This window comes from Chryseobacterium nepalense (genome assembly GCF_023195755.1).
Classification (GTDB): Bacteria; Bacteroidota; Bacteroidia; order Flavobacteriales; family Weeksellaceae; genus Chryseobacterium; species Chryseobacterium nepalense.
Genome location: NZ_CP096203.1, coordinates 1,900,113 through 1,915,813, shown reverse-complemented (window position 1 = coordinate 1,915,813; position 15,701 = coordinate 1,900,113). Strand labels below are relative to the sequence as shown.

13 protein-coding genes are annotated in these 15,701 nt (G+C 37.1%); 5 read left to right on the top strand and 8 right to left on the bottom strand.

Translation table 11 applies throughout. From position 1 onward, the window contains the following. Positions 1–8: 8 nt before the first annotated feature. From M0D58_RS08235 to M0D58_RS08220, 4 genes are read right to left on the bottom strand one after another with little or no spacing between them, the layout of a single operon-like run. Complete coding sequence (locus tag M0D58_RS08235) at positions 9–1,415, bottom strand: TolC family protein (RefSeq protein ID WP_248394883.1); 1,407 nt, start codon at positions 1,413–1,415, stop codon at positions 9–11. Further along, positions 1,399–2,712 carry an HlyD family secretion protein gene (locus M0D58_RS08230; RefSeq protein ID WP_248394882.1) on the bottom strand — a complete coding sequence of 438 codons (1,314 nt, stop codon included), beginning with the start codon at positions 2,710–2,712 and terminating at the stop codon, positions 1,399–1,401. Before M0D58_RS08230 ends, M0D58_RS08235 begins: the two co-directional genes overlap by 17 nt. Before the next feature lie 10 nt (positions 2,713–2,722). Then, positions 2,723–4,387 carry a peptidase domain-containing ABC transporter gene (locus M0D58_RS08225; protein WP_248394880.1) on the bottom strand — a complete coding sequence of 555 codons (1,665 nt, stop codon included), beginning with the start codon at positions 4,385–4,387 and terminating at the stop codon, positions 2,723–2,725. Between the two features lie 10 nt (positions 4,388–4,397). Next, entirely contained in the window at positions 4,398–5,075 is a 678-nt protein-coding gene (locus M0D58_RS08220) for a TetR/AcrR family transcriptional regulator (RefSeq protein ID WP_248394878.1), read from the bottom strand. Positions 5,076–5,246: 171 nt separating this feature from the next. On the opposite strand from M0D58_RS08220, the gene M0D58_RS08215 reads away from it, so the two are divergent. From M0D58_RS08215 to M0D58_RS08200, 4 genes are all read left to right on the top strand, one after another. After that, a complete protein-coding gene (locus M0D58_RS08215) occupies positions 5,247–6,170 on the top strand; it encodes an alpha/beta hydrolase (RefSeq protein WP_248394876.1) in 924 nt (307 codons plus the stop codon). A 110-nt stretch (positions 6,171–6,280) separates the two neighbouring features. After that, entirely contained in the window at positions 6,281–7,471 is a 1,191-nt protein-coding gene (gene sucC / locus M0D58_RS08210) for an ADP-forming succinate--CoA ligase subunit beta (RefSeq protein WP_248394875.1), read from the top strand. Between the two features lie 207 nt (positions 7,472–7,678). Further along, positions 7,679–8,053: a hypothetical protein gene (locus tag M0D58_RS08205; RefSeq protein WP_248394874.1), complete on the top strand. Its 375-nt coding sequence runs from the start codon at positions 7,679–7,681 to the stop codon at positions 8,051–8,053. Positions 8,054–8,065: 12 nt separating this feature from the next. Next, entirely contained in the window at positions 8,066–10,267 is a 2,202-nt protein-coding gene (locus M0D58_RS08200) for a reprolysin-like metallopeptidase (protein WP_248394873.1), read from the top strand. A 52-nt stretch (positions 10,268–10,319) separates the two neighbouring features. Here the strand turns inward: M0D58_RS08200 and M0D58_RS08195 are convergent, their stop codons facing one another. Beyond that, positions 10,320–11,195, bottom strand: coding sequence for a mechanosensitive ion channel family protein (locus tag M0D58_RS08195; RefSeq protein ID WP_248394872.1), 876 nt, complete (start codon positions 11,193–11,195; stop codon positions 10,320–10,322). Positions 11,196–11,289: 94 nt separating this feature from the next. Between M0D58_RS08195 and M0D58_RS08190 the strand changes: the two genes are divergently transcribed. Further along, positions 11,290–11,925 (top strand): peroxiredoxin, encoded by a 636-nt coding sequence (locus tag M0D58_RS08190; protein ID WP_248394871.1) that lies wholly within the window; start codon positions 11,290–11,292, stop codon positions 11,923–11,925. A gap of 109 nt (positions 11,926–12,034) precedes the next feature. Here the strand turns inward: M0D58_RS08190 and M0D58_RS08185 are convergent, their stop codons facing one another. From M0D58_RS08185 to M0D58_RS08175, 3 genes are all read right to left on the bottom strand, one after another. Then, positions 12,035–12,628 carry a hypothetical protein gene (locus tag M0D58_RS08185; protein ID WP_248394870.1) on the bottom strand — a complete coding sequence of 198 codons (594 nt, stop codon included), beginning with the start codon at positions 12,626–12,628 and terminating at the stop codon, positions 12,035–12,037. 143 nt (positions 12,629–12,771) lie between these two features. Continuing rightward, on the bottom strand, positions 12,772–13,287 hold the full coding sequence (locus M0D58_RS08180; RefSeq protein WP_248394869.1) for a hypothetical protein: 516 nt from the start codon (positions 13,285–13,287) through the stop codon (positions 12,772–12,774). Between the two features lie 85 nt (positions 13,288–13,372). Beyond that, positions 13,373–15,646, bottom strand: coding sequence for a TonB-dependent siderophore receptor (locus M0D58_RS08175; RefSeq protein ID WP_248394868.1), 2,274 nt, complete (start codon positions 15,644–15,646; stop codon positions 13,373–13,375). Positions 15,647–15,701 lie beyond the last annotated feature (55 nt).

The following is a 15,701-nucleotide window of genomic DNA, read 5'->3' as shown; positions in this document are numbered from 1 at the left end:
AAATAATTTTAATTAAACTGAAAATTTTCTTTCATCCACTTTAGTTTGTTGTAGCTTTTCAGGAATTTATTGTTGAGAAGAATAAATTTTTCCTGAGCGTCAATCATCTTATTTTCCCTTGAGTTGATAAGGAACAGTGAGCTTTCCCCATTGTTATAGCGGATCTCTTCAGCCTGAAGAAGCCGCTGGTAATTTGTAAGATTATCCCGAGCAATATCAATCTGCGAATGATAGTTAGTCACTTCATTTTTATAAGTAAGGATTTTTGTTTCAAGTTCTCTTCTTTTCACCTGGGTATCCAATGTGTTTTGTTCAATTTTAAGTTTTGCAATCTGGTAATTGGCTCTCGCCTCTCTTTGGAAAATAGGGATTTCCAGCTTCAGTCCGTATTGGAAATTATTGTCAAAAAGCGGTAGGTAATCTGCTCTGTAATTTTCTTTGTTAAAAAAATTATAGGTAAAATCAAGCTTAGGAAGAAAGCTTTGCCATTTTAATCTTCTTTCGCTTTCAAGAATATTTTGTTTTTGAAAATAATATTGTAGCGAAAAATGATCGCTCAGATTTTGATTTTCCACCTGCTGTATCAGCATTTCAAAGTTATTGAAAGCTTCACTGCTGCTCATTGTATCTGAAGGATAAATCATAGCAGCCAAGTCATAAAGATCTCTGTTATCTTTCCATAAAAAAAGCTGTAAATCCTGTGTGCTTTTCACGAAATTCAGGAAGGCATCCCGCTCCTGAAGCCGGAAGCTCTGTAGCTGTGAGGCTGCTTCTACGGTATCAATGGCAGGCCTTTCACCAAAATTAAATGTCTTTTTTGTGAGCTCAAGACGTTCTTCATTAATTAAAACAGCTCTGCGCTGAAGCTGGTAAATTTCAAAGTTCTTGACCCATTCCCAATAGGTGTTTTCGGCCTCCAGAAGGAGATCGTTGGTAAGAACTGCCTGTTCTGCTTCGGTCATTTTCAGGGCGTATTTAGCCTGTTCCAGCATGGCTCTTCTTTTATCATACAAAAGGTTTTTAGCCAATGGAACAGTAACCCCAAACTGATAGAGTCCGCCTTTAGTATCGCTGTTATTGAGTTTTTCCCCATCTATGTAGTTGTAGCTAGCCGTAAGATCAATCCCGTACCATGTTGGGATGCCAAGCTCCAGATTCCTTTGTCGATAGTATTGTATTCCGTCAATGTTTTTTTCTCCAAGCTTTCCGCCAAGAACCGGATCGAAATTTCCTCTTGCGCTGGTAATTTCTGCTGTTGCAATTTTATTCTGAAGCTGATATTTTAGGGCTAAGGGATGGTAATTTTTTACAATGGAAATAAATTCCTTTGCGGATATTTTCAGTGAATCCTGTGCTGAAAGCATTCCACAAAACAGTATGGCAAAGAGAAATATGATTTTATTTCTGTTTTTCATTCTGACCGTTTTTTGCAGTTTTAACTTCATAATAATCTGGCGGGAAACCATTGATATTCCGCCATAGTTCGTACCAGACCGGAACATCATTCAGAATGGCAATTCCCTGAACTCCGGTGCCCATTCTGATTTTTGGAGGCCATCTTTTCTGGGTTTTATCTTCCACGATCAGGGCTTTGAAAAGGCCGTTCGCACTAATGTTATTTTCAATGGCAATTACTTTTCCGGCGAATGTTCCGTAGCTTGAATCCGGCCATCCCGAGAATACGATAGCCGGGAACCCATCAAAAATACACATTACGCGCTGTCCTTCTTTAATAAGCGGAAGATCAACCGGTTTAATGTAAATTTCAACAGCATAATCTACCGTTTTCGGAACAATAATCCCGATGCTTTCCGTTTCTTTAAGAATTTCCCCGATTCCTGCTTTATTAAGCTGAACAACCTGGCCATCCTGGGAAGCAACAATAAAGTAAAGTCCCTGGCGGAATTTATAATTGGCTACCTGGTTTTCCAGCTTGGCAATATCTCCTTCGCTGCCTTCAATCTGTCCCATGCTCTGAAATCTCTCTCCTTCGGTTTTACTTAGCTTTTCGGTATAATCCTGAATTACTGCGTTCTGCTCGATCGCCATATTCGAGATTTCCTGACGGGTTTGAGCTACCTTATTTTCGGAAGCCGTTTTTTTAGCGATAGCATTCTGATAAGATATGCTTCGTTGCTGGAACTGAGTTAAAGAAACCAGCCCTTCATCATACATTTTTTTCTGTCTGGTATATTGGTCTTCAGAAAGCTTAAGCTCATTGGTTGCAGCGGCAAGTTCTGCTTCTTCACCTGCGAGCTTGTTTTTAAGCTGGCTGATTTTTATATCAATTTGATTCAATTTAAGATCTTTGGCTGTGGCAAGCGCCTGAAGCTGATTATTGGTGGTTCCTACTTTAGCTTCGTAATAATCCCTTACTCCTTTTTTTGCTTCTACCTGCTGCTCAGTTCTTTTTACAAGCAACGGATCAAAATAATCATCCTTTACTTCAGAAAGCTGTAGAATAGTGTCTCCTTTTTTAATATAGTCCCCGTTTTTTACATACCATTTGATTATTTTTCCGGGAATGGGGGAGTTTAGCTGTTGCGGGCGCTGTTCCTGATAAAGTGTAGTTACATTCCCCACTACCTTGATATTTTGGGTCCATGGAAGAAACAGTACAATAATCGCCAAAATGAAGAATGACAAAAACCATCTTTTTACGTATGATTTTTTGTGGATATTATATATATTATCAAAAGACTGAATTTTCATACCTGTATTTTTAAGATAAAGTTTTTAAAGTTCCGTTTTTCAAATGCAGATGATGATCTGCGTAATCAATAATTTCGGAATTTTGAGAAACAATCACGATGGTCGTTTTATAGCTGATCTCCTTAAGATACTGCAGCATTTTGTTCTTGAAAATTTCGTTCATTCCGTCAACCGGATCTTCAAGCAACAGCAGCTTTTTCTCTCCGATTAATGCACGGAGGAGCAGGATTTTTTTCTTGGAACTGAATGAGATTTCGGGATCTGTTTCACTTATTTCGGTAAAGAAACCGCTTGTGAACTGACTTGAAATATTTTCCGTACCAATTCTTTCCGATAATTCCATTACATCTTCCATATTAATATTTTCATTCCCCATTAAAATATTATCCTGAACGGTTCCCTGGATCATTCTCATATCTTCGAGATACACGCCCATTTCCGTCCGGAGTTTTTCTTTATCAATATTTTTTAATGGAATTTTATTAATTAAGACACTTCCTGCAGGCGGTTCGTAAAATCCGGCCATCATATTCAGGAGGAGTGATTTTCCTGATCCCAGCTCACCGGAAATTACCGTTATGGCATTCTCCCTGATAATACAATTGATATCCTGAAGTATATGGACATTGCTGTTGAAGTAAAAGTCGACGTTTTTAAATTCAATTTCAATACCTTCATTTTGGTTGGCGAAAATAATTTCTCCGTTTTTCTCTTCAGCAAGCTCTGTCACTTTGTTAAGTTTGGCGAGGGAAGCAATTACATCATAATAGCTTTCTAAGCTTATAATGAGTTTTTCTACTGCTGCCATAATACTTAATACAACAATTTCCGTAGCGATAAACGCCCCGATATTAAGCTTTTGGTTGACGAGAAGATAAGTTCCTATAACCAGCATTGCCAGTGTGATAATAACTTTAAAAGCAATAATTGTCTTATATTGAATTTCAAGAACTTTAAAATGGGAAGTTCTGTGTTCAAGATATCCTGTTACGCGTTCATCAATTCCTTTAAGATGAATCTCTGTTTCTGAGTTTATTTTAAAAGATTTTACCGATGCGGCCAGATCTTCTATCCATGCTGCCGTTTCATACTTTTTGTCGCTTTCCTCAATACTGGATTTTATCCCGCTTTCCATGGTAAAATTAAAAATAAGCACGACACTCAGTACTACAAGTGCTCCAAAGATCAGAAACCAGGGATGATAAAAAGATAATAGAAGAAGACCGAAAATGATCTGTATCAGTGCGGTAGGAATTTCCAGTAAAATTTTTGAAATTCCCTTTTGCAGATTCTGGGTGTCGAAAAAACGGTTTACAAGTTCCGGAAGATAGTATTTCCTGGTACTTGAAAGATTTACTTTAGGAATCTTTTCGGTAAAGGCGACGGAAAATTCCACAAATATTTTCTGCTGGATTTTTTCAATAATCTGCATCACCTTAAGCCTGAAATACCCTACGAGCCAGGTTCCGATCACAACAAAAATAATCAGGATATAAATGGATGTTGCCATGGTTGCTCCCATAACAAAGCTGATAATAGACTGTATTCCCAGAGGAACACTAAGCTGAACCAGACCGTTTAAAATAGCGTAAAAATAAATATTGGTAACGTCTTTCTTTTCTTTTGTAATATATTTAAAAAGATTATAACCGTATTGTTTAGGAGAGTTTTCCATTGATTTGCTGTTATTTTATAAGATTATAGGTAATAAAACGCAGATAATCAAGTACATACTTTTTATGTTCTGTTCTTTTTATATGATTATCGGTAAGCTTAGGCAAATGTTCACTGAAAAACTGCTGATCGTGCGCTGTTTCCAGCAAAGTACTGGCAAATGACTTAGGATAGGGAAAATCCGGTTTTGCCTGGGTGATTACTTCTCCAAAAAAATTGCACAGACTTTTAAGTGGACTAAAAACCATTTCCTGATTGATTTCGTCTACTTCTTTTACCAGATAAGATTTGCTGCTTTCTGCAATAACAATACTGTGAAGTTTGCTGAGATCATAGTCTTCAATGCTGTCTTGGGTAGTATCATTATGGGTGATAATTTCCAGAATTTTCTCCATTTTTTGCTGAGGTTCTTTAATTTCCTGCAACCTTAGCTTAGAAATAAATTCAATATAAGACCAATACCAGTTTAAGATATAAGTGAGTAATTTATGTTTAGACGGAAAATATCTGTAAACCGTGGCTTCCGTAGAGCTGATTTTCTGTGCTAATTTTTTAAATGTAAAGCTTTCAAAGCCTGTTTCGTATATCAGTTCAATAGAATTCTTCACGATGGCCTTTCCGATCTCACTGTTTTCGGGGTTTTTTAAGTATAATGTTTCGTTGACTTTAAATTTTACCTGGAATTCCATTTTTATATATAAAGTAGTTTTATTTACTTTAGCAAAACTTATACCAAAAGTTATTTAAATATTATTTATGATAGTAATACTATTATAGTATTTAATCTGTTTAAAATTATCAACTAATCTCAAAATATTAAATATATTAGGTTGACATATATTTGCAAAAATTATAGAATAATGCAAAAAATTTTATTATCTCTTTGTTTGTCTTTTCTTTTTCTAAAATACAATGCGCAGATTCCGAATGTTGTTAGTGGCAGAATCGAAAGAACAGCAGATTTTAAATCTCAATATGTAACACCGAGAAATGTAGATGTCTGGCTTCCGGAAGGCTATTCTGCGTCCCGAAAATATGCGGTGTTATATATGCAGGACGGCCAAATGCTGTATGATCCGGAGACAACATGGAATAAGCAGTCGTGGAATGTGGATGATATTATTTCAGATCTTATTAGAAACAAGAAAATTCAGAATACAATTGTGGTGGGAATCTGGAATGATTCGAAATTAAGGCATTTGGATTATTTTCCGCAAAAACCTTTTGAAAGTCTTACAGCAACACAAAAAGATACGGTTCGGGCTCAATTGACAAAATCGGGAAGTTCCGATCTGGTTTTTTCTCCTAATTCGGATAATTACCTCAAGTTTCTGGTAAAAGAACTTAAACCATTTATCGATAAAAAATATTCAACGTATAAAGACAAGGCACACACTTTCATTGCAGGAAGCAGCATGGGAGGGCTTATTTCCATGTATGCCATCTGCGAATATCCTGATATTTTCGGCGGAGCCGCCTGCCTTTCAACACACTGGCCGGGTACTTTCACTCTAGATAATAACCCTTTTCCCGATTCGGTTTTAAAATACTTGAGTAAAAATCTTCCGGATCCTAAGAGTCATAAAATCTATTTTGATTGTGGAGATAAAACTTTGGATGCGCTTTATCCGGATATTCAGAAAAAAGCCGACCGGATAATGGCAAAAGCAGGCTTCTCGGATGCCAGCTGGAAAACGATGTATTTTCCGGGAGAAAACCACAGCGAAGAGGCATGGAATAAAAGACTTGCAATCCCTCTTGAGTTCCTGCTGAAGAAAAAATAGCAGATTTTGCAATAAAGTGACTTTAAACATCAATAAAATACTTTCCTGCCTTATTCATTTTTATTAAATTTGTCAACCTTTAAATATTAAAATAAAATAATAAAAATAATATGAATCTTCACGAGTATCAATCAAAAGAGATTTTATCAAAGTATGGAGTAGCTATCCAACGTGGTTTCGTTGCAAACAACGTAGATGAAGCTGTAGCTGCTGCTGAAAAGCTAACTGCAGAAACCGGAGCTCAGGGATGGGTGGTGAAAGCACAGATTCACGCTGGCGGACGTGGTAAAGGTGGCGGTGTAAAGTTTTCTCCGAATATGGATAAGCTTAAAGAAAACGCTCAGAACATCATCGGAATGCAGCTGATCACTCCACAGACTTCTGCCGAAGGTAAAAAAGTAAACTCTGTATTGGTTGCTGAGGATGTATATTATCCGGGAGAAACTGAAACAAAAGAATTTTATGTTTCTATCCTTTTAGATAGAGCTGAAGGTAAAAATACCGTTGTATATTCTACAGAAGGAGGGATGGATATCGAGCATGTGGCTGAGGTTACGCCTCACCTTATTCATAAAGAAATCATTGATCCTGCTTTAGGGCTGCAGGGATTCCAGGCAAGAAAAATTGCTTTCAACCTTGGTCTTGAAGGGAATGCTTTCAAAGAATTTGTAAAATTCATCACAGCTTTATACAATGCTTATACAGGAATTGATGCTTCTCTTTTTGAAATCAACCCTGTGTTAAAGACTTCTGACAATAAAATCATTGCAGTAGACGCGAAGGTAACACTTGATGACAATTCATTATTCCGTCATAAAGACTTAGCTGAACTTAGAGATACGAGAGAAGAAGATCCAATGGATGTTGAAGCGGGTGAAGCAGGTCTTAACTTCGTAAAACTGGATGGTAACGTTGCTTGTATGGTAAACGGAGCAGGTCTTGCAATGGCAACAATGGATATCATCAAATTATCTGGTGGTAATCCTGCAAACTTCCTGGATGTTGGTGGTACTGCCGATGCACAGAGAGTACAGACCGCTTTCGGAATTATCTTGAGAGATCCGAATGTAAAAGCAATCCTGATCAATATCTTCGGAGGTATCGTAAGATGTGACAGAGTTGCCCAGGGAGTTGTAGATGCTTACAAAGCGATGGGAAGTCTTCCTGTTCCGTTGATCGTAAGATTACAGGGAACAAATGCTGTTGAAGCTAAACAATTAATTGATGATTCCGGACTTCCGGTTCACTCTGCAATCACTCTTGAAGAAGCAGCAAATAAAGTAAAAGAAGTTTTAGCATAGTCTGAATTTCTTATCAATATAAAAACCGTTTCAATTCCGAAACGGTTTTTTTGTGCAGATGATTTAGAATAATTTCAATTAAAACTATAAAATATTCATCTTAAAATTGTTATATTTACAATAAAGGATGTTAAAATGAGACCGTTTCTATACTTTTTTCTCTTTTTATTTCTTAGCTGTCGGTCTCAGATTGGCGTAGATAATGCGATGCAGCAAAAACCAATTTCTTTCGAAGATAAAAATCATTACTCATTTACCATAACTTCCGGGAACTATTTTATCATCAACACTCAGCAGAAAATGGATGAGGTTTTCAGGATCATTCATCAGAAAAACAGCGGTAACAGATTTTCACCAATTCCTGCTGTGGTTGAAAATGAAACGTATATTATTCTTAAACCTGCGTTAAAAAATTCCAACGATGTTTCAATTGATTCAGTATCATTTTATAAAAATGTATTGTACGTAAAAGTGAAAGAGTTTGAAAATCCGGATTTGAACAAAACAAGTAGAATTTCACCTGATATTTTATTAAAGTTAAATGAAAAATTAGACATAAAAGAAGTCATTATTCAATACTAATATACAACTAATATGAAAAGTAAAACATTTATCTTCTCGTGCTTATTGATTGTAGCACAGGCTTTTGGCCAGCAAAACTACTGGTCGAAGCTTAAAGATCCCAAGATCAGCAAGGAAAATCTCAATCCGAGATGGACAAATCCAAACACTTTTACTTTGTACCAGGCTGATTTGGAAAAAATTAAAACAGATCTTAAAAAAGCCCCGCAGCGTTTTTCCGGAAATGAAAGTGTAGTTATTAAATTTCCGGATTCAGACGGTAACATCCGGGACTACATCATTCAGGAAGCTTCCGTAATGGAACCTGAACTGCAGGCAAAATTTCCCGAGATAAGATCATATACAGGATGGCAGAAAAATCATCCTGAAAATACGATCCGTTTCAGTGTAACTCCTTCAGCAGGAATCAGTGTAATGTACTTTGATCATTGGGACATCAGCTATTTAGATAGTTATACGAAAGACAATTCTGCCTTTATCTTATATAAAAGAAAAGATTTACCTCCCAATAACCGACTGTTCGAATGTCATGTTGAAGATAAACTGGATGAACTAAAAAATAACAGCTCTGCAAACAAAGCACCGTTAGTTTCAGACGGGCAGTTCAGGACCTACAGACTTGCGCTTTCCGCAACGGGAGAGTATACAACCTTTCACGGAGGGACCGTTGCGCTGGCAATGGCCGCAATGGCTACAACAATGACGCGGGTAAACGGTGTGTATGAAAAAACGATTTCTACCACAATGGTCATGGTAGCCAATAACAATCAGCTGATCTATACAAATGCTGCTACTGATCCATTCACCAATGGAGATCCCGGAACAATGATCAATGAAAACCAGACTAATACAAACAATATTATTGGTTCTGGCAACTATGATATAGGTCATGTTTTCGGAACTAACAGCGGAGGTCTGGCCGGTTTGGGAGTTGTTTGCGTTTCAGGGAATAAGGCAAGGGGTGTTACCGGTTCCGGAGCACCAATCGGAGATCCGTTTGATATTGATTATGTGGCGCATGAAATGGGACATCAGTTTGGAGCCAATCATACTTTCAGGGCGGCCAGTGGTTCGTGCAACGGGAATTTTAACAATGCCACAGCGTATGAGCCGGGAAGTGGCAGCACTATTATGGCGTATGCGGGAATCTGCGGAGCCAGCAATAATGTTCAGAATAACAGTGATGCGTATTTCCATGCAGCAAGTATTTTGGAAATGTATGCTGTTCTGCAAAGAGCCAGCGATTGTGCAAGTAAGATATCCAATGGTAATGGTGTGCCTATTGCTGATGCGGGGGCAGATTATATCATTCCGAAGGGGACTGCTTTCGTTTTAACAGGTACGGGAACAGATCCTAATGGAGATCCTTTAACCTATTTGTGGGAGCAATACGATAATACCAATAATACGCAGCCTCCCGTATCTACTGCAACAGCGGGTCCTGTTTACCGGTCTTTAACCCCGACAGCTTCTCCTTCGAGATATTTACCTGCATTAAGTTCTGTGTTGGCTAATAATCTGGTTCCGAAATGGGAAGTTACTCCAAGTGTCGCCAGAACGTTGAATTTTTCACTTGTAGTGAATGATAATAAAGCAACCGGAAATCAGGCTGCAAGAGATGTAATGGTGGTTACGGTTACTAATGACGGACCATTTGAGGTAACTTCACAGGGGCTCGCAGGAGAAAGTTATTCCGGAAACACAAACATTCCTGTGACATGGAATGTGGCAGGAACCAATACCGGAGCTATCAATACACAAAATGTGAGCATTCTTTTATCCAAAGATGGCGGATTGACATTTAATACAGTTCTTGCCGCAAGTACACCGAATACAGGTTCTGCTAATGTAACATTGCCTAATGAAAATGTTGCTTCTGCAAGAATCATGGTGAAGGCTGTCAATAATATTTATTATGCTCTTAATGCTTCGTCCTTTGAGATCACACAAGTTCTCTCAACTGCCGAAGCGGGTATAAAAAGCTTGTCTATCTATCCGAATCCTTCCCATGATGTGGTAAATATCAGGCTGAAAAATGCTTCTGAAAAAGCAGACTTTAAGTTATTTGATGCTTCCGGAAGGCTGCTGCAGACAGGAAGTTTCAAAGGAACAACTCAGGTAAATGTAAACAGTCTAATGAATGGAAACTATGTGATCTCGCTAATTCTTGAGAATGGTGAGAAAATTTCAGAAAAATTAATTATCAAAAAATAGTTTATCATCATCAGTATAATAAGAAAGCAACCCGACAAGGGTTGCTTTTTTTTTAGCCTTTCTTCTCACTGGTCGTACTTTCGGTAATACTAATGCTCGTTGGAGTTACGAGCTGAATGCCTTCCGAATCCAGTCTTTTCTTTATTTCGAAATAAGCAATGCTTTTCAGCAGCATCATGTCTGCTCCTACAACCATTGGAAATTTTACCTGAAGATTAAAAATACCCTGCTTCAGGTCGGTAAGAATTGCTGTTGCGGTTTCCGGGCGGTCTACATTTTCAAGACTTTTCACCACTTCAAGAACAGATTGCTGAGCTTTTGCAACATTCTGGTCAGCCGGAATTTCAAAATTCAGGTATATTTTTCTTTGCGGAGAGGCGGTGAAATTATAAAATGGAGAATTAAAAATAACCTGATTGGGAATATAAACTTTCTTGCCGTCATCAGCAATAACTTTTGTTGTGAGAAAACCAATTTCGGTAACCGTTCCTGAGTTATTTCCTATTGTGACATAATCGCCTACTTTAAAAGCTTTATCAATACCGATCAGCATCCCGGAGAATATACTGGAAACCAGATCTTTCAAGGCAACCCCGGCAATAACCCCCGCAACTCCGAGACTTCCGATAAACTTCCATAAAAAGCCGCTTAAACCCATGATTTCCAAGGCAATGAATGTTCCCATCAACACAATAAGAAACCGGAATACGCCTATAAGAGTTATTAAAGAGCTTTCTTTTTTACTTTTAGGAAAAAGCTTGTGAAATATTTTAACCGAAACTAAACTTAAATATTTACTGGTCAAAAGAAACAATGAAAATATAATAATCCCGACAATAAGTTTTGGAGTAATCTCTGCAAACTTCAGATACCAGTTTTCAAGTACATTGTATACAACATCTACATAGCTTAAGCCACTTTTCTGCATAATATCTTTTTAAAATAATTACAATTTTTTAAACAAAAATTTTGCCAGTTTCAAAAACTCTACTAAATTTGTAGACTAATAAGAGCAAAATATTATGTCAATTAAATTAGGAGATACAGCACCGGATTTTCAGGCGGAAACGTCATTGGGAAATCTTAGTTTTTATGAATATTTAGGAGATTCCTGGGGGATCTTGTTTTCTCATCCGGCGGATTATACACCGGTTTGCACAACGGAATTGGGATATACTTCAAAACTTAAATCGGAATTTGATAAACGGGGAACTAAGGTAATCGCTTTAAGCGTAGATGGAGTGGAAGATCATCAGAACTGGATTAAAGATATTAATGAAACCCAGCAAACTGATGTACAGTTCCCGATTATAGCCGACAAAGACCGTAAAATTTCCGAACTGTACGATTTTATCCACCCTAATGCTTCAGCCACCGCTACGGTACGATCACTTCTGATTATTGACCCTGAAAAAAAAGTAAGGCTCATTATTACTTATCCGGCGTCAACTGGAAGGAATTTTAATGAGATTCTGAGAGTTCTTGACTCTCTTCAGCTTGTAGATTCCCACAAAGTGGCAACCCCGGTGAACTGGCAGGATGGCGACGATGTCATTGTTCCGCCTAGCGTTTCAACAGAAGAGGCGAAAAAGATATTTCCGAAAGGCGTAAAAGAAATTAAGCCATATCTGAGATATACGCCTCAGCCAAATATATGATTTATTTGATTTTTTATAGTTTAGTTTTAATTTGTACGAAAATCGCCGCGGAAAATTCTTTCCGCGGCGATTTCAATTTTACGTGTATATAATGTGTGTGAAGTGATTCTTATTGTGCAACATCATTAGCTACCTGTCTGGCCTTTGATGTCGGGATATAGATACTGAAACCTACATTGAATGTAATGTTGGAATTCAATCCTTCATTTCCAAAACCTGCTCTTCCTCTGTATTTTACTAATCCTTCCAGACCGATATTCGGAGTGATAAAGTAAGAATAACCTGGCCCTACTGCGAAATCTAACCCAGTAGTAGAATCTCCGTTTTCAACAGATCTTCCTCCGATTCCTACATTTCCTTCAAAAAACCAACGTCCGTGATTTAGAAGATTATCAACACCTTTTTCTCCTGGTGAAAGGAAATAGCGTCCTAAAGCACCAACTCCATAAGTGAATTCTGTTGGGCTTCCATTGGTAACCTTATTGAATCCAAGATCTACATAACCTCCTAATGCTACGTTATCTTCAATGAAATATGCTCCTTTTGGCTGAATAGCAATGTTATAACCTCCACCAGTGTTTAATCCGAAGTTACTTGATATTAAACTACTTCCAACCATCCAGTTTCCTTTTTGAATTTGTGCATTCATGGTTGTAGCTAGACCTGCTACCGCTAGTATCCCTGATAAAATTAGCTTTTTCATAATTTATTATTTTAATATTTATATTTATCATTTGTGCTTTCTGAAAAACAATAAATGTGCCAACTAATCAATGTTTGGTGAATTTGAAGGCTTTGATTAAAATTTTAAAAAAAATAAAAGTATGGTATGTAATTTTTACTAAATTATAATAGCAACAATAATATTGATACCACAAGTCCTGCTGCCGTAAAAATCATTCCGCGTTTGAAAGCTTTTGTTTTTGGATTAAACATCCAGAAACTCGAAATCACAAAAAAGAATAACGAAATTCCAAAGAAAGTATTTAATGGAGACAGCGTATCTTTCGACTGAGCTTTGTGAAGTTTTGTCATTTTATCAAGAACAAATGGAAGTTCCTTTTTTGAGTATTTTGCCTGCCCCGTTGCCGCATCATAAGTACCCTGTTTAAATGTCAGAACAGTTCCTTCCTTTTTTTCAACTTCGAAATTTTTTATTTTCAGCTCTTTGCCGAGCGCTTTTTCATCAAGATTTTTTTCAATTACCTTATCGTACTTTTTTTCTTTTTTAAGAAGATCGGTATCTCTGTACACCAGCAAAACACCACTTACCGCATATACTGCCATGATACCGGCAAGGAAATAGCCCAGGTAACGGTGGGTAATTCTCATGAAACTTCTTGTGTCCTTAATCTTATCCATATTATAGTTTTTGTTTTAAATTTCAAAGTGGAAACTGCAATTAAAGGCAATTCCCACTTTCTATGAAAAAATTAATATTAGTCTTTTAAAGCTTATAGGTTAATGTAAAGTAGTAATTTCTTGGTGTAATCGGATTGACCGAGTAATTTTCATGAACATTATAATTCACTACATCAAACAGGTTGCCGACTCTTCCCTGGATCATGAACTTCTTCCATTCGTAGCCTACGGATAATGAAACCGTTGTATAGTCTTTTAGATCAAACATTCTGCTTACATTATTCCTGCTTGTATTTGTAGATTTTGTATCATTCCATCCTGCGATTCTGTCACCTATATAATAAACGCCGGCTCCGACTTTTAATCCTTTTGCATACTTGGTGAATTTATAAAAGACAGAAGCATTCGCTGTTGTAGCAGGTGTTCTTACTAATCTCTGATTTTCAACATATCCTTTTTCCGGAGTATCAATATAAACAGAATTATTATAAGAGAATCCTCCGATTATTGATATATTTTCTGTAGGATTTCCGGTGATGTCCAATTCCACACCGCGGCTTCTCATTTTTCCGGCAAACTCTTTCAGGTTAGTGTCTGTAGCATTTACCGGTGCTCCGTTTGCTCCGGCAAACCAGTAGGTCTGGTAATAATTATTGTACATAATTTGATAAGCAGTCAGATTAACCCCTAAAGCATTATTCCAGAAATTCTTTTTTACCCCTACTTCGTACTGATCAACAGTGGTGGGTTTTATGCTTTGTCTTGATAAACTGTTCAGTTGGTTCTGAATTTGTGTAACGGGCTGATTGGTATTAACGGTACCAAACTGATCTGAAGTATATCCTGAATTTGAAACAAATGAATTAGTATACGTCGCAAAAACGGAAAGATTTTCATTAGGTGCATAAACCAAACCTACTTTTGGAGAAAATGCATTGTCTGATGTTGATGAATTTGCCACTTCAAATTTTTCATCGGTTGTAAAGCGTGTTGTAATCGTTGGCATATTTTCAACATAAGACCATCTTAATCCCGCAATAACTTTAAATTGTTTGGTCAGGCTGATGAAATCCTGTGCATATAAACCAATTCTTCTTGTATTGATTCTGTTTTTTGTATTAAGAGCTGAGGCAGGCATGTCAATACTTCCCCATGTAGACGGATCGTCTAAAAATAAAATATTTACAGGAGCGGTTACATTATAAGTATAAGCGTCAGCCTGGCTGTAATCTGCATCTGAACCGATTAATACTTTATGGTTGATTTTTCCGGTATTGAATTCTCCGTTGATATTCACCTGTGCAGAAGTATAATTCTGCTCATTGTATGTTTTACCGAAAGGCCTTTTCCATGATAGTCTGTCAGGATCTACCGTTTTATCGTATATCCACTGTACTCTTTCTGATGAAAAATAATCTTTTGTATAATTCTGATAAGCTGCAGTAGCATTCAAAGACCATCTTTCATTGAATTGATGGTTGAAAGTGACGTTAGTTGATACCTGTTCCACATTTTGATATTGCCAGTCTGTTCCGAAAAAGACATTTCTGGAAACAGCGTCGTTTAATCTGTAGCTTTGGTCTTTATTGGTAATAGACCCGATTCCGAAGTCCGGGGTAAAATCATTTTTAAGGTAGTCGGCTTCAACAATTAATTGTGATCTGTCACTTAAATTGAATAAAAATGACGGATTGAAATAATATTTTTCGGACTGAACAACGTCTCTGAAACTTTCTGCATATTCATAAGTCCCGTTTACCCTGAAGGCTATATTTTTAGAAAGTGGTCCATAAATATCAACTAAAGGTTTGTAAGAGTTCCAGCTTCCTGCATTCATCCCCACACTTCCTCCGAAATTGAATTTGGGTTTTTTTGTAATCATGTTAATCACGCCGCCTGCAGCTGTATTTCCGTATAGCATAGCGTTGGCTCCTTTAAGAGCTTCAACTCTTTCCAGGCCGCTCACTTCAGGAAAAACACCGCTGTTTATTCTGGAACCGTTTTTGAAAATATTATCATTTCCTAATATAAAACCACGTCCACCGAAACTATCCTGGGAATTTCCTCTTGATGATGTAATGTAAATACCATTAACGTTTTGAAGTACATCGCTGAGCTGTTTTGCCTGCTGTTGCTCAATAATTTCATGGGTTACAATAGCAATGGGTTGCGGGGTTTCCATTATCGTCAGATTAGATTTCGTGGATAATGGTCTTGCCTTGTTGGGATTTCCTGTTTTATGAAGATTGACATCCTCAATATTCTGGATCCTAACGGTATCAGCTTCAGTGTTTTTCATTTGTGCATTTAAGGATACGGCTGTGAATAATATCCCTAAAGTTACTAGCTGCTTTTTCATTATAGTTTATGCTATTTAGATTGAATTTAAATAATTGCAAAAGTATATTATTATT

Excerpts from the sequence above, each read along its gene's own strand:
- M0D58_RS08235 (WP_248394883.1), bottom strand. The coding sequence starts at position 1,415 with ATGAAAAACAGAAATAAAATCATATTTCTCTTTGCCATACTGTTTTGT.
- M0D58_RS08230 (WP_248394882.1), bottom strand. The coding sequence starts at position 2,712 with ATGAAAATTCAGTCTTTTGATAATATATATAATATCCACAAAAAATCA.
- M0D58_RS08225 (WP_248394880.1), bottom strand. The coding sequence starts at position 4,387 with ATGGAAAACTCTCCTAAACAATACGGTTATAATCTTTTTAAATATATT.
- M0D58_RS08220 (WP_248394878.1), bottom strand. The coding sequence starts at position 5,075 with ATGGAATTCCAGGTAAAATTTAAAGTCAACGAAACATTATACTTAAAA.
- M0D58_RS08215 (WP_248394876.1), top strand. The coding sequence starts at position 5,247 with ATGCAAAAAATTTTATTATCTCTTTGTTTGTCTTTTCTTTTTCTAAAA.
- sucC (WP_248394875.1), top strand. The coding sequence starts at position 6,281 with ATGAATCTTCACGAGTATCAATCAAAAGAGATTTTATCAAAGTATGGA.
- M0D58_RS08205 (WP_248394874.1), top strand. The coding sequence starts at position 7,679 with ATGCAGCAAAAACCAATTTCTTTCGAAGATAAAAATCATTACTCATTT.
- M0D58_RS08200 (WP_248394873.1), top strand. The coding sequence starts at position 8,066 with ATGAAAAGTAAAACATTTATCTTCTCGTGCTTATTGATTGTAGCACAG.
- M0D58_RS08195 (WP_248394872.1), bottom strand. The coding sequence starts at position 11,195 with ATGCAGAAAAGTGGCTTAAGCTATGTAGATGTTGTATACAATGTACTT.
- M0D58_RS08190 (WP_248394871.1), top strand. The coding sequence starts at position 11,290 with ATGTCAATTAAATTAGGAGATACAGCACCGGATTTTCAGGCGGAAACG.
- M0D58_RS08185 (WP_248394870.1), bottom strand. The coding sequence starts at position 12,628 with ATGAAAAAGCTAATTTTATCAGGGATACTAGCGGTAGCAGGTCTAGCT.
- M0D58_RS08180 (WP_248394869.1), bottom strand. The coding sequence starts at position 13,287 with ATGGATAAGATTAAGGACACAAGAAGTTTCATGAGAATTACCCACCGT.
- M0D58_RS08175 (WP_248394868.1), bottom strand. The coding sequence starts at position 15,646 with ATGAAAAAGCAGCTAGTAACTTTAGGGATATTATTCACAGCCGTATCC.